Origin of the sequence: Mesorhizobium sp. M0011, assembly GCF_040324155.1 — a bacterium.
GTDB lineage: Bacteria > Pseudomonadota > Alphaproteobacteria > Rhizobiales > Rhizobiaceae > Mesorhizobium.
On record NZ_JAMYVQ010000016.1, the window covers coordinates 128,537 to 150,339 of the forward strand.

A 21,803-nucleotide genomic window follows, 5' to 3' on the forward strand; every position below is an offset into this window, starting at 1 on the left:
TCTCTCGAAGACGGTAGCCGGCGCATGACCGATATCTCATTGTCCGACCACGCTGTTACCGGGAAGACCGCGCCTCCCGCCGAGGCACGCAGCATGCGGCTGCCGACCCAGTGGCTTGGCGTTGCACCGTTCTTCATCTTCGCCATCATGTTCCTCATCCTGCCCACGCTCTATCTGATGCTGGGTGCATTCCAGAACGATGCCGGCGAATTCACTCTCGAAAACATCGCAGCGCTGGCGCAACCGTCCATCGTTGCCGCCTACTGGATTTCTATCAAGATCAGTCTTGCTTCATCGCTGATTGGCGCATTCGCGGGCCTGGCGATTGCCATTGCCATCGTGCGCGGTGGCCTGCCGGACTGGATACGTTCGGCGACACTGACGTTTTCCGGCGTGGCCTCCAATTTTGCCGGCGTGCCGCTGGCCTTTGCCTTCCTCGCCACGCTCGGCCGCCTCGGCCTTGCGACGGTGATCCTGAACACCGTGTTCGGCCTTAACATCTACGCGCATGGCTTCAACATCCTGTCATTCTGGGGCCTGACACTGACCTATGTCTATTTCCAGATACCGCTGATGGTGGTGATCATCGTGCCAGCCATCGACGGGCTGAAGAAGGAATGGGGCGAGGCAGCCGCGACGCTGGGCGCGACCATGTCCCAGTACTGGCGCATGGTGGTCATTCCGGTGATCTGGCCGAGTTTCCTCGGCACCGTGATCCTGTTGTTCGCCAACGCCTTCGGCGCCATCGCCACCGCCTATGCGCTGACCGGCTCGTCGCTCAACATCGTGCCGATCCTGCTTTATGCACAGATCCGTGGAGATGTGCTGCACAATGCCCATCTCGGCTATGCCATCGCCTTCGGCATGATCGTCATCACCGGTCTTGCCAATGTGTTCTACATCTGGTTCCGGACCCGTTCCGAGAGGTGGCTGAAATGAAGTCGGGAAAGTTCTGGGCCTGGCTCGTCTTCGCTCTTGGCGCGGCCTACTTTTTCATCCCGCTGATCGCGACCGTGGAGTTCTCGATGCGCATGCGGCGCGGGGAGTACTCCTTCGACGCCTACAAGGTCGTGTTGGGCGACGCCCGTTTCCAGGCCACCTTCGGCTATTCGGTACTGGCCGCCGTTTTCACCATCATTCTCGGTGTGCTGATCGTGGTGCCCGCCGCTTATTGGATCCGGCTTCGGCTGCAGCAATTGCGGCCGATCGTCGAGTTCATTACCCTGCTGCCGCTGGTTATCCCAGCCATCGTCATCGTCTTCGGCTACATCAGAATGTACGGGTCGAATTCGCCGCTGCCGTTTCTGGCGACCGATACAGGCACCAATGCCTTGTTGGTCATCGGCTATGCGACACTGGCGCTGCCCTATATGTATCGCGCCGTCGACACCGGGCTTCGCACAATCGACGTGCGCACTTTGACGGAAGCGGCCCAGATCCTTGGGGCTGGCTGGGGCACCATCATCACCCGTGTCATCCTGCCCAACGTGCTGATCGCGGTGCTCTCGGGCGCCTTCCTCACCTTCGCCATCGTCATCGGCGAATTCACCATGGCCAGCCTGCTCAACCGGCCTGCCTTCGGCCCTTATCTGCAGAATATTGGTGCCAACCGCGCCTATGAGCCGGCGGCACTTGCCATCATCGCCTTCGCCATCACCTGGGGCTGCATGTCGCTGATCCAGATACTGTCCCGCTTCGCGCCGAGATCCGCGAACCGTCCCAACTGATCGAAAAGTACTGATCGAAAGAAGAACGCCATGGCCGACCCCTTCCTCTCCATCCAGCACGTTCGAAAATCCTTCGGCGCCACCACGGTCGTGGAGGATTTCAATCTTGACGTCGAGCGTGGTGAATTCGTCTCCTTCCTCGGTCCGTCCGGTTGCGGCAAGACCACCGTGTTGCGCATGGTCGCCGGTTTCGAGGAGCCGAGCGCGGGCACGATCGTCGTCGGCGGCAAGGACATTACGAGGCTGAAGCCCAACCAGCGCAATGTCGGCATGGTGTTCCAGGCCTATGCGCTGTTCCCGAACCTGACCGTGGCGCAGAATATCGGCTTCGGCCTGAAGGTCGCCGGCATGCCGAGGGCCGATATCGATGCCCGCGTCGCCGAGATGCTCGGCATCATCAAGCTGCCGCAGATGGCGGATCGCTATCCCTACCAGCTCTCGGGCGGCCAGCAGCAACGCATCGCGCTGGCCCGCGCCATCGCGCCGAAGCCGAAGCTCTTGCTGCTCGACGAGCCGCTGTCGGCGCTCGATGCCAAGGTGCGTGTGTCGCTGCGCGAGGAAATCCGCTCGATCCAGAAGAAGCTCGGCATCACAACCATTTTCGTGACGCACGACCAGGAAGAGGCGCTGTCGATCTCCGACCGCATCGCCGTCATGTATGGCGGGAAGGCCGAGCAGGTCGGCACGCCGTTCGAGATCTACAACCGCCCGGCGACCAAGTTTGTCGCCAATTTCGTCGGCACGCTGAACGTGCTGGAAGGCACCGTCACCGATGCGGCTGCAGGCACGGTGCGGGTCAATTCCGAACAGGTCTCGCTTAAGGGCAAGCTCAACGGTTCCAAGTCAGGCGACACGCTGTCGCTGGCGTTGCGGCCTGAGGCAATCTCGCTCGGACGACAGCCCGGCCGCGATTCCAGCCTTTCGGGAGAGATATCCGAGGTGCATTTCCTCGGCTCGGTCATCCGGGTTCGTGTCGGCATCGGCGGCAACACGGTCTCGCTCGACACCTTCAACAGCCCGGCGACACCGCCCCCCGCAGTCGGTGAAAAGGCCGAGATCTCGTTCTCGTCGAGCGATATGCTGGTGCTTCACTAGGCTGATGCGCTTGTTCAAAATGAATGGCTGCATCCCGGTCTGCGAAGACGGGAGGATGCTTCCGTCCGCGTGGCATGGGCTGCAATGCAGGGTTTAAGCGAGCCCTCTATCGGTGATTTCGATGTCAGTGCGGTCGGCGCATTTGTCGATTTGGCAGGGCATCGGCGGAAGGCAATTCGAGGCATATTCCCATCGGCTCGAGCTTGCTGGCCAATCAACAGTTTCCAGCCGCTTTGCCACTGCCAGCGTCTCGCTTCCCGGCTATAACAGGCCATGGCGCTTTTCGAACTGACACTCGTTCTGCTGTTGATCGCCGTTGCGCTGACGGCGCTGTCGCGGCGCGTGCAGGTTCCCTATCCCTCTTTGCTGGCGCTGGCAGGGGTGGCCATCGCCTTCGTGCCTGGCGTCCCGACCATAGAGATCGATCCGGAACTGGCGCTAGCCCTGTTCATCGCGCCGGTGCTGCTCGATGCCGCCTATGATACCTCGCTGCGCGATCTCAACCGCTACAGGGTGCCGCTTGTGCTGCTGGCGCTTGGCGCCGTCCTTTTCACGACAGCGACGGTTGCGCTGGCCGGCTGGGCGATGGCAGGCCTGCCGATCGCCGCAGCCATAGCGCTTGGCGCCATCGTGGCGCCGCCCGATGCGGTTGCGGCATCGGCCGTGCTTGGCCAGTTCAAGGTGCCGCACCGCATCACTGCCATTCTGCAGGGCGAGAGCCTGCTCAACGACGCCACCGCGTTGCTGATTTACCGGATGGCGATTTCGGCGGCAGCAGGTTCCATTCTGCTGAGCAGCGCCGTTCCGATGATCCTGCTGTCCACGCTCGGCAGTCTTGCGGCCGGCTACCTGCTTGGCCGGGTGTCTCTGATAACGCTGGGCCGGATCGAGGACCCGGCGAGCGGCACCGTGGTGCAATTTGCCGGCACATTCGGGGTCTGGATCCTGGCCGACAGGATCGGACTGTCGGCCATCATCACCATAGTCGTCTATGCCATGACGATCGCCCGCACCGCGCCGCGCCGCATGCCGGCCAGAAACCGCATCAGCTCTTATTCGGTCTGGGAAACGGCGGTGTTCGTGCTCAATGTCCTGGCTTTCGTGCTGATGGGCCTGCAGGCGCGTACGATCGTCGGCCGGCTTGCCGGGCAGGGGCAAACCGATGTGTTCGTCCTGGCCGGAACAGTGCTTGCCATCGTCATCGTTTCACGCCTCATCTGGGTGCTGGGGTGCGGCGCGATCATCAGGTGGTTTGGCCGCTTCGGCGTAGCTGATCGTCAGCGTGACGCTCCGTCGTTTCGTGGCGGCGTGCTGATCGGCTGGTGCGGGATGCGCGGTTTGGTGACGCTTGCGGCGGCATTCGCCCTGCCGGCTGAATTCCCGGCCCGCGACCCGATCGTGCTCGCTGCCTTCACGGTCGTGCTCGGCACGCTGGTGCTGCAAGGCATGAGCCTGAAGCCGCTGCTGCGCCTGCTAAATCTCGACCCTGACGAAACGGTCGACCGCGAGGTTGCGCAGGCACGCGTCGTGGTCATGCAGGCCGCGCTCGACATATTGAGCGGCAAGACATCGGACGCGGCGGCCGCGGTGCGCGAGCAATATGCCGCTCAACGCAAGATCGCCAAAAATCCCGACGATGCCCAGGCAGCGACCGAATATGACCGCTTGCGTCTTTATGCGATCAAGAGCCAGCGCGACGCGCTGGAGGAATTGCGCCGCAATGGGACGATCGGCGACGAAGCCTATCATCGCCTTGAGGAAGAGATCGACTGGACCGAACTGGCGGCGTCGCCACCCGGCCGGTTCCAGCCGCTGAATACTTAAGGCATCGCACGCCGTTTTCCGGCGCACGGAAGATACCGAAGTGCTTCGGAATCGGTGCATGATCCCGGTGAAGGGCAAGGCTGGTCCAAGCCACATCCATTCTCCTGCACATTGCAACCGTGGCATCGAACCGCTACTGCCAACCCGAAATTGAGCCGGATACGCAATGAAGCTGGTCAGCTACAACATCCAGTACGGGTTCGGCGGCGATGGCCGCTACGATCTTTCGCGCGCCGCGCGCATCGTTGCCGGCGCCGACATCATTGCGCTGCAAGAGGTCGAGCGGCACTGGCAGCGCAGCAATTTCGACGACCAGCCGGAGCTGCTTTCCCGTCTGCTACCGGATTATCATTGGGTCTACGGCCCGGCCTTCGACATGGATGCCAGCGAAAGGCGCGACGGCCGTCTGATCAACCGGCGCCGCCAGTTCGGCACCATGGTGCTGTCGAAACTGCCGATCGTCTGGTCGCGGCTGCATGCGCTGCCGATGCGCCGTACGCAGCGGCCGCTCAACACCCGCAATGCAGCACTTGAATGCATGATCCGCACCCCGGCAGGGCCGGTGCGGGTGCTGTCGCTGCATCTCGCCCATATCGCGGCCGAGGAGCGGCTGGAGCAGATCGACTATCTCCTGGCCGAGCATCGCCGGGCACCGTCCGATGGCGGGCCGTGGAGCGGCGTCGACGACGAGCCCACGCGCAACTGGACCAGCGGCGAAGCGGAGCCGGAAAACCCGCTGGCGGCGATCTGGATGGGTGACTTCAACATGGAGCCGGGCAGCGCCGAATATCGCCGCATCGTCGGCAGCACGCCCTACCATCGGGGTGCCGCCTATCTTGACGGTTTCGTCGATGCCGCCGCCGTTGCCGGGGAGCCGGTTCCGGACTTCCACACCCATGTGAAGACCATCGACGGCAAGCTGGCAAAGCGCCGGCTCGACCATTGTTTCGTCGGCGGCATGTTCGCCGGGCGGGTGCGTTCGATCAGTGCCGACATCGGCGAGGTTGCGTCGGATCATTTTCCGCTGCGGGTCGACATCGACCTGGAAACGCCCGGAATTGCCACATGACGCTTTTCGTCTTCTTCGCAGTGCTTGCCGCCGCCGCCATGCACGCGATCTGGAACGCGCTGGTCAAGGTCCATCTCGACCGCTTCCTGTCGATCACGCTGATGACGCTCGGCATGGGCGCTGCGGCCCTCGTGGTGCTGCCTTTCGTCGAGGTGCCGAAGGCGGAAGTGTGGCCCTACATCATCGCCTCGGTCATTTTCCACATGGGCTACCGGACGTTCCTGATCGGCGCCTACAAGGCCGGCGATTTCGCACAGACCTATCCGCTGGCGCGGGGCACAGCACCTCTGCTCTCGGCCTTTGGAGGCATGTTCGTCGTTGCCGAAATCCCCGGCCCGTTCGCCATGCTCGGCATCTTCCTGTTGTCGGCCGGCACGCTGGTGATGTCGTTTCGCGGCGGCGCGCATCTGGAGAAGCTCAATCTGCGCGCGGTCGGCTTCGCGCTGGGCACCTCTATCTTCATCGCCAGCTACACGCTGTCCGACGGTAGCGGCGCGCGGCTGGCGGCAACCGCGCAGAGCTATGCAGCCTGGCTGTTCATCTGCGATGCTTTTGGCGCCTTGGTGCTGTGCCTCATCTTCCGCGGGCCGAAGGCGCTGCCGGTGCTGGCGCGCGACTGGAAGGCAGGGCTGTTCACCGGCGTGCTCAGCGGTGCCGCCTACTGGATCGTCATGTGGGCGATGACCAAGGCGCCGATCGCTTCGGTGGCATCGCTGCGTGAAACCTCGATCCTGTTTGCCATGATGATCTCGGTCTTCGCTCTCGGCGAAAAAATGACCGGCTGGCGCGGTGCTGCCGCGCTCAGCATCGTGGCCGGCGTCGTCGCGCTGAGGCTTGGTTAGGCGCCGCTCAGGTCAGGACCGTCATCACCTGGCCACGTCGTTCCGGGCTGAAGCGGATGACGATGATGATGCAGACGGCGACCACGCCTGCGAACAGCGCCAGGGCATAGCCATAGCTGCCTCCGGCGCTTTCAGCGATTCCTGCTTGATAGGGGCCGCCATAGGACGCGGCGAGATTGCCCGCCTGATAGATAAAGCCGGGCAAGGTCGCCCGCACCGCGCCGGGCGAAAGCTCGTTGAGGTGCACGGGGATGACGCCCCAGGCACCCTGGACCGCGACCTGCATGACGAAGGCGCCGATGGCGAGCATGAACGGCGTGGTCGAGTAGGCCCATAGCGGGATGGACGGCAAGGCGATCAGGCATGCCAGCGTGATGGCGTTGACGCGGCCGATCTTCTCCGACAGCGCGCCGAATGCCAGGCCACCGACGATGGCGCCGATATTGGCAACGATGGTGATCCAGCTCACTGTGTGCGGATCAAAGCCATGCTGCTTCTTCAGGAAGGTCGGATAAAGATCCTGCGTGCCATGGCTGAAGAAATTGAAGAACATCATCAGCACGACGGCATAGAGCGCGACGCCCCAGTGTTTCTGCAGGGTTTCCCACATGCCCGGTCTCGCGGTCTTCTGCGCTTCGACGAAGGCCGGCGATTCCGGCACATGCGAGCGGATGAAGAGCACGATCAGCGCCGGCACGAAGCTGAGCAGGAACATGGCACGCCAGCCGATCGTGTAGCCGCCGATCGTCTGCTGATAGAGCAGACCATAGACCACCGCCGCCAGCAGATAGCCGGCCGGATAGCCGCATTGCAGGATGCCGGAGACCATGCCGCGTGCGCTCGGCGGAATGGACTCCATGGCCAGCGAACTGCCAAGCCCCCATTCGCCGCCCATGGCGATGCCGAACAAAGCACGCAGGGCGAGGAACATGCCGAGATTGGGCGAGAAGGCGGCCAGCGCGCCAATCACCGAATAGCTGACGATGTTGAGCATGAGGATCGGCTTGCGCCCGTATTTGTCGGCAAGCATGCCGAAGAAGAACGCGCCGATGAAGCGTGTCGCCAAGGTCAGGAACAGCGCCTTGGAGACCGCGGGCACGTCGGCGTGGAATTCGGTCGCGATATCGGTGAGCAGGAATGTCAGAAGGAAGAAATCGAAAGCATCGAGCGTCCAGCCCAGGAATGAGGCAAGGACGGTCTTCTTCTGCTGCGAATTAAGGGGCAAATCTTCCTCCATCATCATCGATGGGGGGAATTATCGGCCAGTTCAGGGAAGACCGGTGGTCACGTTTTCGCGTGGCTCATTTGATCGAACGCCCGCAGGAATGGCGGAAGGTGCGATGAGACCGACCGGTGCCATCTGTCGATGAACTCGATCGTGGCTTGAGGGTAGGTTTAGATTTCGAGATCAAACACCAGCAGTCCGTCCGTGCCGCCTTCCAGGGCAGCGACCAGGCGCGCGCCGGCGCGCTGGTGCGCTTCATGCACAAGATAGGCATCGCGCGCGGCAGCATCGCGGAAATCGATGGTGAAGCCGTGGGTGAAGCCGCGTGCGAACGGCTCCGGGCTGACATTGGCGCTGAATTTTACTGCGTCCATGCCGTCGATCACCTGTCGCAGCGCCTCGAGATCGGCATGGATCGCCGTGCGCTCGGTGGCGTCGACATCGTTGCGCAGCTTGACGAAAACACAGTGCCTGATCATGTCTTACTCCTCAGTGGCTAAGCAGCCCGGTTTCCGGAAAACACCGCCGGCGGCAGCGGCTCGCGGCCAAGGACCAGGTCGGCGCCCTTTTCACCGACCATGATGGTCGGCGCATTGGTGTTGGATGAAGGCACGCGCGGCATCACCGAGGCGTCGCAGACGCGCAGGCCCTCGATGCCGCGCAGCCGCAGATCCGGCGTCACGACAGCCATATCATCATGGCCCATGCGGCAGGTGCCGACCGGATGGTGGTCGGTCTTGGAACTGCGGCAGGCATAGTCGAACAGCTCGTCGTCGCTGGCGAGTGACGGGCCGGGCAGCACCTCGCGCAGCACGTAAGGGGCAAGCGCCTTCTGCCGCATGATCTCGCGGGCCAGCCGCAGCCCCTTGATCGACATGGCGCGGTCATAGGGATCGGACCAATAGTTCGGATCGATCAGCGGGTGGTCGGCCGGGTCGGCACTCTTCAGCCGCACCGTGCCGCGCGAACGCGGACGCAGGAAAGCCGAGTTCAGGGTGACGCCAGGGTTTTTCAGCTTCTCGACGCCGGCTTCGATGCCGGAACCCAAGCCGAGATGAAACTGGATGTCGGGCGAGGCGGCGGTCGGGTCGGCGTACCAGAAGCCGCCGGTCTCGAACAGGCTGGAGGCCACCGGCCCTTTCTTCAGCAGCAGATACTGCAGGCCGGCCCAGGCCGTGCGGTGCAGCTTGGCGTAGTTGTCATAGGTGTGATCGCCCGTACATTCGGCGATGACGAACAGATCAAGATGGTCCTGCATGTTGGAGCCGACGCCGGGCAGGTCGTGCACCGGCGTGACGCCGACCGACTTCAGATGGTCGGCGGGGCCGATGCCCGACTGCATCAAGAGTTTCGGCGAGCCGATGGCGCCGGACGAGACGATCACCTCGCGCTCGGCGCGAAGGATTTTCTTCTCGCCGCCCGGTCTGTCGACAATTTCGACGCCGATGGCGCGGCCCTTCTGGACGACGATGCGCGTCACCAGCACATCGGTTCGGACGGTCAGGTTCTTGCGGGCGCGGATCGGCCTCAAATAGGCGACTGAAGCGGACGAGCGCCGGGCATCCTTCTGGGTTAGCTGGTAATAGCCGACGCCTTCTTGGGCAGCGCCGTTGAAGTCCGGGTTGAAGGGGATGCCCATCTGCTGCCCGGCACGGAAATAGGCCTCGCAGATCGGCAGCGGCGCAATCGGGTTCGAGACGCCGAGCGGGCCCTGGTCACCGTGAAAATCGTTGGCGTAGCGCTGGTTGTTCTCAGCGCGCTTGAAATAGGGCAATACATCGCGATAGCCCCAGCCGGCGAGGCCTTCTTCCTTCTCCCAGTCGTCGTAGTCGCGGGCGTTGCCGCGCGTGTAGATCTGGGCATTGATGGACGAGCCGCCGCCGACCACCTTAGCCTGCGTGTACCAGAAGACGCGGTCCTTCATATGACTCTGCGGCACGGTCGACCAGCCCCAGGAAGCAATACCCTTGGTCATCTTGGCAAAGCCGGCAGGCATGTGGATATAGGGATGCCAGTCCTTGCCGCCGGCTTCCAGCAGCAGGACCGAATTTGCCGGATCCTCGCTCAATCGGTTGGCCAGAACGCAGCCGGCCGGACCGGCGCCCACGATGATGTAGTCGGTCATGACACTGTCCACTTATAGTCGCGGCACGGAGAGGGCGCCATCGACATTGATGATCGAGCCGGTCGAAAAGCCGAGCCTGCCGCCGGCGAGCGTCGCCACCACCGCACCGATGTCCGATGCTTCGCCCCAGCGTTTGGCCGGCACCAGTCCACTGTCGATGAGGGCATCGTATTTGGCGGTCACGCCTGAAGTCATGTCGGTGCGGATGATGCCGGGCCGCACCTCGAACACGCCGATGTTTTCGGGCGCCAACCGCAGCGCCAGGTTCTTCACCCACATCGAAAGCCCGGCTTTCGAGATGCAGTAATCCGGTCGCTCCGACGATGCCATTTCGGCGCTGACCGAGGTGATGGTGATGATCGACCTCTGGTGATCGCCTGGCGCAGCCAGCATCGCCTTGGCGACGGCCTGGCCGAGGAAGACGGTGCCGCGCAGATTGATGCCCAGCGTGCGGTCGAAATTCTCCGGCTTGAGGTCCAAGAGGTCACCGCGCACCACGGCGCCGATGCCGGCATTGTTGACCAGGCAGTCGATACGGCCGAAGGCGCGCATCGCGGCATCGACAAGTGCGGTGTGGCTGGCGAGATCGGCGATGTCGCAACGGACATAGGCGAACTTCGCGCCACGCTTGGTGATGTCGGTGGCAAGTCCATCAGCGGCTGTTTCGGCAAGATCTGCGATCAGAATATCGAAGCCGACATCCGCCAACGCCTGGGCGCAGGCAAGGCCGATGCCGCGCGCGCCGCCGGTGACGATGGCGGAGGGGCGGGTCATGCGGCGAGGTCCGTCTTGCGGATGTGGTCCGCGACGCGGAGCGCCTGCGCGGCGATCGACAATGCCGGATTGACCGCCGCCGAGTTCGGAAGGAAACTACCATCGACAACGAACAGGTTCCGGTGATCGAAGGAGCGGCAGAACGGATCGAGCGCCGCCGTCGCCGGATCGTCCCCCATCTTTATCGTGCCGCATTGGTGCGACGGCGTGCGCTTGTCGAAGGGGCGTGAGAGAACGATGGGATAACCGCAGGCGCGGAAATTCTCGCGCATCACCTTGGTCAGCCCGTCGAGCGACTGCATGTTGGAGCGCCGCCATTGCATGACGATGTCCTTGCCGTCGACCATGATGCGGCTTTCCGGATCGGGCAAATCCTCGCACATCAGGTACCAGTCGACGGCATGGCCGGCCATGAAATCGAGCGCGAATTTCGGTGTATACTTGACGTTGGCCTGCAGCATGTTGCCGTCGATCTTGCCGAGAAGCTGGACGTTGCCGAGCGGCTTGCCGCCCTTGCCGTCGGACAGGTAATAGTCGTTCAGCATCAAAGTCTTCTGGTAGACGGCATCGTTGCGGCGGCGCGGGTCGATCGCCAGCATGGCGCTTGAATTGTGGTTCATGAAATTGCGGCCGACCTGGTCGGAGCGGTTGGCTAGGCCTTTGCCATCTCCCTTGCTGTTGTTGGGCGAGGGCGAGCGCAGCAGGATGACGGCGGAATTGACCGCGCCGGCGGAGAGGATGACCAGCTTCGGCGACACCTTCTTCAGTTCGCCGTTCTGGCGATAGTGAATCGCGGCGATGGTTTTGCCATTCGCCGAGGCTTCGAGATATTCAACATAGGCGCCAGTCTCGAGCCGAATGTTCTGGTCGGTCAGCGCCGCCGTCAGCGGTCCGGTCTGCGCATCGACCTTGCCCTGACCGGTGTTGGGAAACGCGTCCCAGCCGGTCTTGCCCTCCTTCAGCCAGGTTTCGATGTCGACACCGAGCGGCAGCGAGGCGGGATGCAGGCCGAGCCCCTTAAGTTCGGCGCGGGCGCGGGCGATCGGTGCCTCGTCGGGCACCGGCTTATAGGCGTAGGGGACCGAATGGAACGGCTCGGTCGGATCTTCGCCCAGCGTGCCGCGCACGCGAAACAGCTGTTCGGCTTTCGAATACCAGGGCTCGAACTCGTCATAGGAAAACGGCCAGGCCGGCGAGACGCCGCCGAAATGCTCCATGGCGGCAAAATCCTCTTTGCGGTAGCGGATCAGCACCGCGCCGTAGAATTTCGAATTGCCGCCGACATAGTAGTAATTTCCCGGATTGAAGGCGGCACCGCCGGCTTCGCGCCACATCTCCTTCGGCCGATAATGGCCATCGACGAAGATCGAGCGCGTGTCACGTGTGTGCGGCGTCGCCGGCAAAGGCTCGCCGCGCTCCAGCATCAGGATCGAGGCGCCGCTGCCGGCAAGGCCGGAGGCGATCGTGGCGCCGCCAATGCCGGAGCCGATGATGACGATGTCCGGATTTGTCATGGCCTAAATCGCGCCCGACGCGCTTTAGTTTTTTGTTTTGATTGCATGTCGTTGCCCCAAAACCGGATCCACTTTTGGGCGACATACATTAGCGAATACGGGTCTCGGTCGCCGGATCGAAGAACACCGCCTTGGTCAGGTTGAAGGCGAGCGGCGTGTTGGTGCCCGGCTGGATGTTGGCATCGGCGCGCAGCCGCGCCACCACGCCCTTGCCGCCGAGATTGGTGACGGCGAAGGTATCCGAGCCGGCCGGTTCGACGACCTCGATGTGACAGTCGGCGGTTGCGATGTGCGAGGCGTTGCGCTCGGCACCTTCCGGATCGGTCAGGGCTTCGGGGCGGACACCGAAGATAATCGGCTTGCCCTGGAATGCCGACAGGCCCGCCGGCGCATTCGCCATCGGCAGCGAGATCGGCTCGCGCGCCTCGCGCTGCAGCACGACCGACAGCGCATTGCCTGACGTGCCGATGGTCGCCGGGATCAGGTTCATCGCCGGCGAGCCCATGAAATCGGCGACGAAGAGATTGCTCGGGTTGTTGTAGATCTCGGCCGGGGTGCCGAACTGCTGCACCTCGCCATCCCGCATGACCGCGATCTTGGTGGCCAGCGTCATCGCCTCGATCTGGTCGTGCGTGACGTAGACGATGGTGGTGCCGGTGGTGGCGTGCAGGCGCTTGATTTCGATGCGCATGTCGACGCGCAGCTTGGCGTCGAGGTTGGACAATGGCTCGTCGAAAAGGAACAGTTTTGGGTCGCGCACCAGCGCCCGGCCCATGGCGACGCGCTGGCGCTGGCCGCCCGAAAGCTGGCTCGGCTTGCGCTGCAAGAGGTGGCCGATCTGCAGCACCTTGGCCACCTTGTCGATGGCCTTCTGGCGCTCCGCCGCCGGCACGCCGCGCATCTCCATGCCGAACGAGATGTTTCCGGCCACCGTCATGTTCGGGTAGAGCGCATAGCTCTGGAACACCATGGCGATGTCGCGCTTGGAGGGGTGCAGATCGTTGATGGTGCGGCCGTCGACACGGATTTCGCCAGACGTGATCGTCTCCAGGCCGGCGATGGTGTTGAGCAAGGTCGACTTGCCGCAGCCGGAAGGGCCGACCAGCACCAGGAAGCCGCCTTTCTCGAGTTCGACATCGATCCCTTTGAGGATCTCGACCTGGCCGAAGCGCTTTCTCAGACCATCAATTTCCAGAAAAGCCATCAGATCATCCTTTGACGGCGCCAGCCATGAGACCACGCACGAAGTAGCGGCCGGCGAGCACATAGACGAGAAGGGTGGGCAGTGCCGCGATCATCGCGGCGGCCATGTTGACGTTGTATTCGACGACGCCGGTCGAGGTGTTGACGACGTTGTTGAGCGCCACCGTCATCGGCATCGCGTCGCCGGTGCCGGCGTAAGCCGAGGCGAACAGGAAGTCGTTCCAGATGTTGGTGAACTGGTAGATCACCGTGACGACGAAGATCGGCATTGAATTCGGCAGCATGATGCGCCGGAAGATCTGGAAGAAGGAGGCGCCGTCGACCTGTGCCGCCTTGACCAGTTCGGTCGGGAACGCCTCATAGTAGTTGCGGAAGAACAGCGTGGTGAAGCCGATGCCGTAGACGACGTGGACGAAGACGAGGTTGACCGTCGGGTTGCCGAGGCCAAAGCTGGTTCCCGTTGCATTCTGCAGCGTGACGCCGAAGCGGCCGAGACTGCCGAGGATGGTCGCCATCGGCAGCAGCACCGACTGGAACGGGATGAAGCAGGCGAACAGCATCAGCCCGAACACCAGCGTTGCCCCGCGAAAACGCCACTTGGTCAGCACGTAGCCGTTGAGCGCGCCGAGCATCGTCGAGATCAGGACGGCCGGGACCACCATCTTGATAGAGTTCCAGAAATAGCCCTTGATGCCGGCGCAGGTGAGGCCGACGCAGGTCTCGCCCCAAGCCTTCAGCCACGGATCGAAGGTCGGCGCCCTGGGCAGCGCCAGCATGTTGCCGTTCTGGATCTCGTCCATGGTCTTGAACGAGGTCACCAGCATGACGAACAGCGGCATCAGATAAAATAGCGCAAACAGCGCCAGCAGCCCGTAGATGACGATGCGGTTGATAACCTTGACGTTGACGCCGCCGGAGGCTTGGCGGGCGGGAGTGGTGACGGCGCTCATCGCGGCTTCTCCCGCAGTTCCGAATAGAGATAGGGCACGATGATGGCGACGATGGTCATCAGCATGATCACGGCGCTGGCCGAGCCGACGGCCATTTCGTTGCGCTTGAACGTGTACTCATACATGAAGTTGGATGGCAGCCAGGCCGAGCCGCCGGGGCCGCCGCTGGTCAGCGCCACGACCAGATCGTAGGACTTGATGGCGAGGTGCGCGAGCACGATGAAGGCCGACAGGAAGATCGGCCGCAGCAGCGGGATGACGATGCGGCGGTAGAGCTGGAAGGTGGTGGCGCCGTCGATCTGCGCCGCCTTCATGATCTCGCCGTCGATGCCGCGCAGGCCGGCCAGGAACATCGCCATGATGAAGCCGGAGGCCTGCCAGACGCCGGCAATGACCACCGTGTAGATGACGAAATCCTTGTTCTTGATCCAGTCGAAATGGAAGCTCGTCCAGCCCCATTGATGCAAGGTCTGCTCGAGGCCGAGGCCGGGATCGAGGAACCATTTCCAGGCGACGCCGGTGACGATGAAGGACAGCGCCATCGGGTAGAGATAGATCGGCCTCAGCACGCCTTCGCCGCGGATCTTCTGGTCGAGCAGGATGGCCAGGAACAGGCCGAGCGCCAGGCAGATGAAGATGTAGAGAAAGCCGAAGATGCCCATATTGGTGATCGACGTGTACCAGCTCGAGGGCGGGTCGGTGTCGAAGGTCCAGCCCCACAGTCGCTGATAGGCGCGCGAGCCGGTGATGACATAGGATGGGAAGGTCTTGGAATTGGTGAAGGACAAATAGATCGTCCACAGGATGAAGCCGTAGACGAAGACGATGGTGATGGCAAAGCTGGGCGCCAGCACGATCTTCGGCAATGCGTCCTGCAGGCGTGAGCGCACCGAGGCGCGTGGCCGCGCATGCTCCGGCGTCAGCTTGATCTGGCTTGTTGCTACCGTGCTCATGGGGCTCCTCCCGTCGACTCGCGGCCAACCAGCTTCGCGGATCTAAGTTCGCGGATCTGGGCCTTCCCCGCCGGAGCGGGGAAGGCGTTTTTGGCGCGTCGCGCTTACTTGGCGTCGTCGATCGCCTTGACCAGTTCGGTCACGGCCTCGTCCGAGGTCTTGATCTGACCATGGACGAACTTGGAGACGACATCCTTATAGGCATTGGCGACCGCCGGGGGCGCGCCATAGCCCTGGGCGAGCGAGCCGAACAGCGTGCCGCCTTCGTTAGCTGCCTTCAGGTCGGCGATGCCCTTCTTGCCGCACGCGTCGAAGTCGGTGTCCGGAACGTCGGTACGGGCCGGAACCGAACCCTTGACGACGTTGAAGGCCGACTGGAAGCTCTTCGACAGGGTGGCGGTGGCCAGCGCGACCTGGGCGGCCTTGCGGTCGTCCGGAACATTGAACATGCCGAACATGTCGGAGTTGTAGATCACCGAGCCGTCGGTGCCCGGGAAGCGATAGCACAGGAAGTCGGTGCCCGGCGTTTTCTTGGCGGCGTTGAACTCGCCCTTGGCCCAGTCGCCCATGACCTGCACAAGAGCATCGCCCTTGATGACCATGGCGGTGGCAAGGTTCCAGTCGCGGCCCGAGAAGTTCGGGTCGACATACGTGACGAGCTTGGCGAGGTTATCGAACGACTTCTTCATCGTGTCGGACTTCAGGGACTCGTCATCGAGGTCATTGAAGGCCTTCTTGTAGAACTCGGGTCCGCCGGTCGACAGCACGACGGAGTCAAACATGGTGGCTTCCTGCCAGTTCTGGCCGCCGAGAGCGAGCGGGATCACCCCTGCCGCCTTGGCCTTGTCGAGCAGGGCAACGAAGTCGTCGAAGGTCTTCGGCTCGGTGCCGCCGATCTTGTCCAGGACGGCCTTGTTGATCCACAGCCAGTTGACCGAGTGAACGTTGACCGGAGCCGCGACCCACTTGCCGTCATAGACCGAAAACTTCTGCAGGGCTGCCGGAACGGACTTGTCCCAGCCTTCCTTCTTCGCCGTTTCGGTCAGGTCGCCCATGACGCCGGCAGCGGCGTAGTCGAGCACGGTGTAGCCGAGCATCTGCGAGGCGGTCGGATAATTGCCGGCCGCGACCATCGCCTTAAGCGCGGTCATGGCGGCATCGCCGCCACCGCCGGCCACCGGCACGTCCTTCCAGGCATAGCCTTCCTTGGCCAGGTCGCCCTTGAGGACGTTGAGAGCAGCCGCTTCGCCGCCCGAGGTCCACCAATGCAGCATCTGGACTTCCTTGACGTCCTCGGCGTGGGCTGTGAAAGCCAGGCCCGACGCGAGAGCCGTTCCGATAAGCAGTTTGCGCAACATGTACTTCCTCCCTTGTTGCATTACACGACCGGCGGATGCCGCCGGGTTCTTCTCAACTCAGCCGACCCACCACCCGGTGCGCTGGCCGCGATGAAACTGGATTGTCTTTTCCTCGGTATAATCCTCGACGGCGCGTTTGCCGAGTTCGCGTCCGAGACCGGACTGCTTGTAGCCTCCGAAAGGCAGCTCGGGATAACCTTCCATGAACGTGTTCACCCAAACGGTTCCCGAACGCACCCCACGCGCCACCGACATGCAGGTGTCGATGCTGGCGCTCCACACGCCCGCCGACAAACCATAAGGCGTGTCGTTGGCGATGTGCAACGCCTTTTCAATCGATTCAAATGTCAGCACCGAGAGCACCGGGCCGAACACTTCCTCGCGGGCGATGGCCATCTCCTCGGTGACGTCGCGAATGATGGTGGGATCGAGATATTGGCCGACATTGGAGGCCAATTGCTTGCCTCCGCTGTAAACCTGGCTGCCGTCGCCTTCAGCGGCAGAAACATAGCCGGCCACCTTCTTCAGATGGTCGGACGAGATCATCGCGCCGACTTTGGTTTGGTCATCGAGCGGATCGCCGACCGTAACCCTGGCGGTAAGCGCCTTGACAGCGCTGAGAAAATCGTCGGCGATCGCCTCGTGCACGATCAGCCGGCTGCCGGCATTGCAGCACTCGCCGGCATTGAAGAAGCCGCCGAACACCGCCGCATCGGCGGCCGCTTCGAGGTCGGCGTCCGGGAAGACGACCTGACCGTTCTTGCCGCCGAGCTCCATCGAAACTTTCTTCAGCGATAGCGCGGCGGACGCCATGGTCATCTTGCCGACGCGGGTCGAGCCGGTGAACGAGACCATCTCGACCAGGGGATGGCTGACCATCGGCGCGCCGACGTCGGCGCCAAGCCCGGCCAGGATGTTGACGACGCCGGGGGGGAGGCCGGCCTGCAGCAGGATATCGCCGAGCACAAAGGTCGAGGCCGAGGTCATTTCGCTCGGCTTGACCACCGCCGTGCAGCCGGCGGCGAGCGCGAAGGGCAGTTTCTGGCTGACGATCAGGAACGGGAAATTCCACGGCGTGATGATCGAGACGACGCCGATCGGCTCGCGCAGCACGACGCCCAGCATGGCATCGCCGAGATTGGCATAGCTTTCGCCGTGCAGCGTGCGGGCGAGCGAGGCGGCGTAGCGCCAGATGTCGACGGCGCCGCCAATCTCACCGCGCGCCTGGGCGATCGGCTTGCCGGATTCCAGTGCATCGAGCCGGGCGATGTCTTCCAGCCGGCCCTCGATCAGGTCAGCCGCCTTGAGCAGGATCGCGGCACGCTCAGCTGCCTTCATGCGCGGCCATCGACCGGTCTCGAACGCCTTGTGGGCGGCCTGCACAGCGGCTTCCACTTCGGCCGCGCCGGCCTGCGCGTAGTGCGAGACGGTGAAGCCGTGGCCGGGGCTATTTCGAGCAATCGTGCGGCCGTCGCGGGCATCGACATGCTTGCCGTCGATCAGCAGTCTGTACGCTTTCGGTGCCGCAGCCGCCTCGGCCGGCATGGCGATCTTGAGGGGGGCGTTCATCTGTTTTCCTCTAGGATCTCGAAAAGGCTGGCTTCTGCTTGGCCTTGAAGGCATCGACGCCGGCCTTGAGATCTCCGGTCAGGGCGATGAAGCCGCTGGCCAGCGCTTCGGTGGCGGCGGCACTTTCCTCGCCTTCGGCGACCGCGATCATCAGCTTGGCGGCTTCGGTCGCCAGCGGGCCGCGCTCGGCGATCTTTTCCGCCCACGCCCTTGCTTCGTCGTATGCCTTGCCAGTCGCGACCACCCGGTCGACGATGCCCAGAGCGAGTGCCTCGGGGGCGAGAAAGATCTCGCCGCCGAGCGCCATGCGGCGCACCGTCTGCGCGCCGAAGCGGCGCACGGCGCGCTGCGTGCCTGACCAGCCGGGCACGACACCGATCGAAGTTTCAGGGAAGCCCAGTTTCACTTGTGTTTCCGCCACGCGGAAGTCGCAAGCCACAGCCAACTCCAGGCCGCCGCCCAGCGCATGGCCGGACAGGACGGCGATGGTCGGCTGCCGCAGCCGCGCCAAGCGGTCGAAGACGCGGTGGCCATAGCGCACCCATTGCACCTGGAAATCGGCGGCACTCATCCGCGCCCACGCCTCGACATCGCCGCCGGCGCAGAAGCCCTTGCCTTCGCCACGGATGAGCACGACGCGCACGCCGTCGGCCGCTTCCGCTTCGTCGAGCGCTGTTTCGAGCGCGCGAAGCATGGGGATATCCAGTGCGTTGAATTTCTCCGGCCGGCGCAGCGTGACGATGCCGAGGGCGCCATCCTGTTTGAAGGTGACGAGAGGCTCAGCCATGCGCGCCTCCGAGCGAGGCGCCGCCATTCAGTGACAGGCCTATCGGTTGCTCCTGATAGAGGGCTGCCGGTGTCGTCTTGAGGTCCTTGGCAACGCCCAACGGGATTTCCGACTGCGCCAGCACATCGCGCTGTAGATCGATGCCGGGTGCGAGTTCTGTGACGACCAGGCCCTCCGGCGTGAGCCTCATCACGCAGCGCTCGGTGACATAGGTGATGTCCTGCCCCTGCGCGACCGCGCGCTTCCCCGAAAACGAGATGTGCTCGACCTCGTTGACCACCTTCTTGACCTTGCCCTCCTGCTCGATGCGGATACCGCCATCGGCCAGAGACAGCTTGGCGCCGGCGTTGAAGAAGCCGGAGAAGACGATCTTCCTCGCCCGTGCGGTGATGTCGACAAAGCCGCCGGCGCCGGCGGTGACATGCGGGCGCGCCGAAAGCTTCGAGACATTGACCGAGCCATGGCGATCGATCTGCAGGAAGGACAGCAGCGAAGCGTCGAAGCCGCCGGCCTGGAAATAGACGAACTGGTGCGGCGAGGGCATGAAGGCGTCGGCGTTCGACGAACAGCCGAATTTGAAGTCGAGCAGCGGCACGCCGCCGACCGCGCCCTGTTCGATCACCCAGGTAATCTTGCCGTGCTGTCCTTCCTCGAGAAGGATGCGAGGGACATTGGCGGAAATGCCGAAGCCGATGTTGACGGCCATGCCGTCGCGCAACTCCATGGCGACGCGGCGCGCGATCACTTTCTGGACGTTCATCTCCGGCGTGCGGAAGCTCGACAGCGGCCGGAAGATTTCTCCGGAGATGGCCGGGTCATAGGGTGTCAGCGTCGTCTGCAACTGGTCGGGCGCGACGACGATATGGTCGACCAGGACGCCCGGCACGCGCACGTCATGCGGTTTCAGCGTACCGTTTTCAACGACACGCTTGACCTGCGCGATGACGATGCCGCCATTGTTGCGAGCGGCGAGCGCCTGTTCGAGGCCGCCGAGATAGGCGCCCTCATGCTCGTAGGTGAGGTTGCCGCGCTCGTCGGCTGACGTGGCGCGGATGATCGAGACCTGCGGCACGATGGAGCGGAAATAGAGCCATTCCTCGCCGTCGAACTGCTGCACCGAAACGATCGGCTCGCTGGCGGCGGCGTTCATGGCGCAGCCCTGGTGGCGCGGGTCGGCGAAGGTGTCGAGACCGACCTTGGTCAGCACGCCCGGCCGCTTGGCGGCCGCTTCGCGGTGCATGTCGAACAGGATGCCGGACGGCACGTTGTAGGCGGCGACCGAATTGTCGCCGATCATCTTCCAGATCTGCGGCGGTTCGGAAGAGGAGGGGCCGGACGGGTAGGAGCCGCACAAAGTACGCTTCAGCAGGCCGGGCTTGGCCAGATGGTCGATGCCTTTGATGCCGTACATGTCGCCGGCGGCGATCGGGTGAAGTGTGGTGATATTTTTTGGGTGGCCTTCCCCATCGAAGCGTTCGCCGATCGCGGCAAGCACCGCGTCCGGACAGCCGAGACCGCTCGACGACGACACGGATACGACCATGCCGTCCTTGATCAGGCCCGCCGCCTGCGCTGCCGAAACGACCTTGCTCAATTCATGCTCCCCGAACCGGCCGTCCTGTTTCGGGTGCGGCGATCCGGGCCACAGCTTTCCCTGACGACCAGATTGACCGCGCCGATATGGTCCTCGGCGCGTGTGGTGCGCGACTGGATCATTTTCAGCATGACATGGGCGGCGCGTTCGCCGAGGCCGGCCGAGTCCACCGCGACGCTGGTCAGCGCCGGCATGTAATGCTCGGCCTCGGCCACGTCGTCGAAACCGACGATGGCGAAATCAGTTCCCGGCTCAAGCCTACGCTTGCGCAGCGCCAGCATGGCGCCAAAGGCGACGGCGTCGTTGAAGCAGAGCGCCGCGGTCGGCGGCTCAGCCATAGCGAGAGCGGTTTCCAGGCACGCTATACCACCTCTGCGGCTGGTCTCGCCCTCGACGACAAGTGCGTCGCGGGCGGCGATGCCCTGCGTCTCGCAGGCTTCGCGAAATCCGCCAAGCCGCTCGTGATAGACCACCAGGTCGGACGAGCCGCCGAAGAAGACCAGCCGGCGATGTCCCTTGCCGATCAGATGCGCGGTGGCGAGATAGGCGCCGCGATGATTGTCGGGCGCGATCACCGGGATGCGGCTCTCGGGAAGCCGGCGCATGGCGAAGACAACCGGCAGACCCGCCGTCTCGATCCGCCTGAAGGCGCCCGGCGTCGTGCCGCGAGCCGGCGAGACGATGAGACCGGCGACGCCTTGCTCCATCAGCGACTTCAGCACTTCTTCCTGGCGCACCGGATTTTCCGCCGTGTTGGCGATGAACGGCACGATGCCGGCCGACTGAAAGACGCGTTCCATGCCGACCGCCAGTTCGGCGAAGAAAGGATTGGTCAGATCGTTGATGACCATGCCGATGACGTTGGAGTGCGCCTTGCGCAGATTGGCGGCGCCGCGGTTGTAGACGTAACCGACATCCTCGATCGCCTTGCGCACCTTGCTCGCTGTTTCGGGCCGGATCAGTCCGCTGCCCTGGAGCACGAGCGATACCGTCGATTTGGACACGCCTGCTTCGCGGGCGATGTCGAATATCGTCGCCTTGGCCCGGTTGGCCATCCAGATGCATCCTCCTCGATTGCAGGCCCAAACTATTGGAACGTTCTAATCTCCGCTCCGCTCGTAAGTCAATCGGGATTTTCCCGCGCCTCGAACGCCGATTGTGCGTACTCAAATGGCTTGCTCCACAAGGATTTGT

Annotated in this window: 19 protein-coding genes; 6 read left to right on the plus strand and 13 right to left on the minus strand. The window is 63.4% G+C overall.

Translation table 11 applies throughout. The annotated features are described in order from the left end of the window. The first annotated feature begins 24 nt into the window (after positions 1-24). From NKK51_RS18710 to NKK51_RS18735, 6 genes are all read left to right on the plus strand, one after another. The gene (locus NKK51_RS18710) at positions 25-939 is read left to right on the plus strand and encodes an ABC transporter permease (protein WP_023810098.1); all 915 of its coding nucleotides are present in this window, start codon (positions 25-27) and stop codon (positions 937-939) included. Next, on the plus strand, positions 936-1,727 hold the full coding sequence (locus NKK51_RS18715) for an ABC transporter permease (protein ID WP_352554232.1): 792 nt from the start codon (positions 936-938) through the stop codon (positions 1,725-1,727). The genes NKK51_RS18710 and NKK51_RS18715 overlap by 4 nt, the downstream gene beginning before the upstream one ends. Before the next feature lie 30 nt (positions 1,728-1,757). Then, positions 1,758-2,822: an ABC transporter ATP-binding protein gene (locus NKK51_RS18720; protein WP_023810097.1), complete on the plus strand. Its 1,065-nt coding sequence runs from the start codon at positions 1,758-1,760 to the stop codon at positions 2,820-2,822. 273 nt (positions 2,823-3,095) lie between these two features. Next, positions 3,096-4,646 carry a cation:proton antiporter gene (locus NKK51_RS18725; RefSeq protein ID WP_352554233.1) on the plus strand — a complete coding sequence of 517 codons (1,551 nt, stop codon included), beginning with the start codon at positions 3,096-3,098 and terminating at the stop codon, positions 4,644-4,646. Between the two features lie 166 nt (positions 4,647-4,812). Continuing rightward, complete coding sequence (locus NKK51_RS18730; protein ID WP_352554234.1) at positions 4,813-5,715, plus strand: endonuclease/exonuclease/phosphatase family protein; 903 nt, start codon at positions 4,813-4,815, stop codon at positions 5,713-5,715. Beyond that, positions 5,712-6,557, plus strand: a complete 846-nt coding sequence (locus NKK51_RS18735; protein ID WP_013529691.1) for an EamA family transporter — start codon at positions 5,712-5,714, stop codon at positions 6,555-6,557. Before NKK51_RS18730 ends, NKK51_RS18735 begins: the two co-directional genes overlap by 4 nt. A 7-nt stretch (positions 6,558-6,564) precedes the next feature. Here the strand turns inward: NKK51_RS18735 and NKK51_RS18740 are convergent, their stop codons facing one another. The 13 genes from NKK51_RS18740 to NKK51_RS18800 all read right to left on the minus strand — a co-directional run bounded on the left by NKK51_RS18740 (position 6,565) and on the right by NKK51_RS18800 (position 21,664). Then, positions 6,565-7,800 carry an MFS transporter gene (locus tag NKK51_RS18740; protein WP_128303140.1) on the minus strand — a complete coding sequence of 412 codons (1,236 nt, stop codon included), beginning with the start codon at positions 7,798-7,800 and terminating at the stop codon, positions 6,565-6,567. A gap of 152 nt (positions 7,801-7,952) precedes the next feature. After that, a complete protein-coding gene (locus NKK51_RS18745) occupies positions 7,953-8,261 on the minus strand; it encodes a Dabb family protein (protein WP_023810093.1) in 309 nt (102 codons plus the stop codon). A gap of 17 nt (positions 8,262-8,278) precedes the next feature. Beyond that, positions 8,279-9,907, minus strand: a complete 1,629-nt coding sequence (locus NKK51_RS18750) for a GMC family oxidoreductase (protein ID WP_023810092.1) — start codon at positions 9,905-9,907, stop codon at positions 8,279-8,281. A 12-nt stretch (positions 9,908-9,919) separates the two neighbouring features. After that, the gene (locus tag NKK51_RS18755; protein ID WP_352554235.1) at positions 9,920-10,681 is read right to left on the minus strand and encodes a 3-ketoacyl-ACP reductase; all 762 of its coding nucleotides are present in this window, start codon (positions 10,679-10,681) and stop codon (positions 9,920-9,922) included. Next, complete coding sequence (locus tag NKK51_RS18760; protein ID WP_352554236.1) at positions 10,678-12,195, minus strand: GMC oxidoreductase; 1,518 nt, start codon at positions 12,193-12,195, stop codon at positions 10,678-10,680. The genes NKK51_RS18755 and NKK51_RS18760 overlap by 4 nt, the downstream gene beginning before the upstream one ends. Positions 12,196-12,283: 88 nt before the next feature. After that, positions 12,284-13,399: an ABC transporter ATP-binding protein gene (locus NKK51_RS18765; protein WP_023810089.1), complete on the minus strand. Its 1,116-nt coding sequence runs from the start codon at positions 13,397-13,399 to the stop codon at positions 12,284-12,286. 4 nt (positions 13,400-13,403) lie between these two features. Continuing rightward, positions 13,404-14,348 carry a carbohydrate ABC transporter permease gene (locus NKK51_RS18770; protein WP_023810088.1) on the minus strand — a complete coding sequence of 315 codons (945 nt, stop codon included), beginning with the start codon at positions 14,346-14,348 and terminating at the stop codon, positions 13,404-13,406. Further along, on the minus strand, positions 14,345-15,301 hold the full coding sequence (locus NKK51_RS18775; protein ID WP_127290550.1) for a carbohydrate ABC transporter permease: 957 nt from the start codon (positions 15,299-15,301) through the stop codon (positions 14,345-14,347). Before NKK51_RS18775 ends, NKK51_RS18770 begins: the two co-directional genes overlap by 4 nt. 104 nt (positions 15,302-15,405) lie before the next feature. Continuing rightward, positions 15,406-16,659, minus strand: coding sequence for an ABC transporter substrate-binding protein (locus NKK51_RS18780; protein ID WP_352554237.1), 1,254 nt, complete (start codon positions 16,657-16,659; stop codon positions 15,406-15,408). A 57-nt stretch (positions 16,660-16,716) separates the two neighbouring features. Continuing rightward, positions 16,717-18,228 carry an aldehyde dehydrogenase family protein gene (locus tag NKK51_RS18785; RefSeq protein ID WP_352554238.1) on the minus strand — a complete coding sequence of 504 codons (1,512 nt, stop codon included), beginning with the start codon at positions 18,226-18,228 and terminating at the stop codon, positions 16,717-16,719. A 10-nt stretch (positions 18,229-18,238) separates the two neighbouring features. After that, positions 18,239-19,015 carry an enoyl-CoA hydratase/isomerase family protein gene (locus NKK51_RS18790; RefSeq protein ID WP_128303133.1) on the minus strand — a complete coding sequence of 259 codons (777 nt, stop codon included), beginning with the start codon at positions 19,013-19,015 and terminating at the stop codon, positions 18,239-18,241. Then, the gene (locus NKK51_RS18795) at positions 19,008-20,609 is read right to left on the minus strand and encodes an acyl CoA:acetate/3-ketoacid CoA transferase (RefSeq protein WP_352554239.1); all 1,602 of its coding nucleotides are present in this window, start codon (positions 20,607-20,609) and stop codon (positions 19,008-19,010) included. The genes NKK51_RS18790 and NKK51_RS18795 overlap by 8 nt, the downstream gene beginning before the upstream one ends. After that, complete coding sequence (locus NKK51_RS18800; protein WP_023810081.1) at positions 20,606-21,664, minus strand: LacI family DNA-binding transcriptional regulator; 1,059 nt, start codon at positions 21,662-21,664, stop codon at positions 20,606-20,608. The genes NKK51_RS18795 and NKK51_RS18800 overlap by 4 nt, the downstream gene beginning before the upstream one ends. Positions 21,665-21,803: the final 139 nt, after the last annotated feature.

Coding starts and splice junctions, on each gene's coding strand:
- NKK51_RS18720 (WP_023810097.1), top strand. CDS start 1,758: ATGGCCGACCCCTTCCTCTCCATCCAGCACGTTCGAAAATCCTTCGGC.
- NKK51_RS18775 (WP_127290550.1), bottom strand. CDS start 15,301: ATGAGCACGGTAGCAACAAGCCAGATCAAGCTGACGCCGGAGCATGCG.
- NKK51_RS18750 (WP_023810092.1), bottom strand. CDS start 9,907: ATGACCGACTACATCATCGTGGGCGCCGGTCCGGCCGGCTGCGTTCTG.
- NKK51_RS18730 (WP_352554234.1), top strand. CDS start 4,813: ATGAAGCTGGTCAGCTACAACATCCAGTACGGGTTCGGCGGCGATGGC.
- NKK51_RS18735 (WP_013529691.1), top strand. CDS start 5,712: ATGACGCTTTTCGTCTTCTTCGCAGTGCTTGCCGCCGCCGCCATGCAC.
- NKK51_RS18710 (WP_023810098.1), top strand. CDS start 25: ATGACCGATATCTCATTGTCCGACCACGCTGTTACCGGGAAGACCGCG.
- NKK51_RS18745 (WP_023810093.1), bottom strand. CDS start 8,261: ATGATCAGGCACTGTGTTTTCGTCAAGCTGCGCAACGATGTCGACGCC.
- NKK51_RS18725 (WP_352554233.1), top strand. CDS start 3,096: ATGGCGCTTTTCGAACTGACACTCGTTCTGCTGTTGATCGCCGTTGCG.
- NKK51_RS18780 (WP_352554237.1), bottom strand. CDS start 16,659: ATGTTGCGCAAACTGCTTATCGGAACGGCTCTCGCGTCGGGCCTGGCT.
- NKK51_RS18715 (WP_352554232.1), top strand. CDS start 936: ATGAAGTCGGGAAAGTTCTGGGCCTGGCTCGTCTTCGCTCTTGGCGCG.
- NKK51_RS18800 (WP_023810081.1), bottom strand. CDS start 21,664: ATGGCCAACCGGGCCAAGGCGACGATATTCGACATCGCCCGCGAAGCA.
- NKK51_RS18760 (WP_352554236.1), bottom strand. CDS start 12,195: ATGACAAATCCGGACATCGTCATCATCGGCTCCGGCATTGGCGGCGCC.
- NKK51_RS18765 (WP_023810089.1), bottom strand. CDS start 13,399: ATGGCTTTTCTGGAAATTGATGGTCTGAGAAAGCGCTTCGGCCAGGTC.
- NKK51_RS18785 (WP_352554238.1), bottom strand. CDS start 18,228: ATGAACGCCCCCCTCAAGATCGCCATGCCGGCCGAGGCGGCTGCGGCA.
- NKK51_RS18770 (WP_023810088.1), bottom strand. CDS start 14,348: ATGAGCGCCGTCACCACTCCCGCCCGCCAAGCCTCCGGCGGCGTCAAC.
- NKK51_RS18790 (WP_128303133.1), bottom strand. CDS start 19,015: ATGGCTGAGCCTCTCGTCACCTTCAAACAGGATGGCGCCCTCGGCATC.
- NKK51_RS18755 (WP_352554235.1), bottom strand. CDS start 10,681: ATGACCCGCCCCTCCGCCATCGTCACCGGCGGCGCGCGCGGCATCGGC.
- NKK51_RS18740 (WP_128303140.1), bottom strand. CDS start 7,800: ATGATGATGGAGGAAGATTTGCCCCTTAATTCGCAGCAGAAGAAGACC.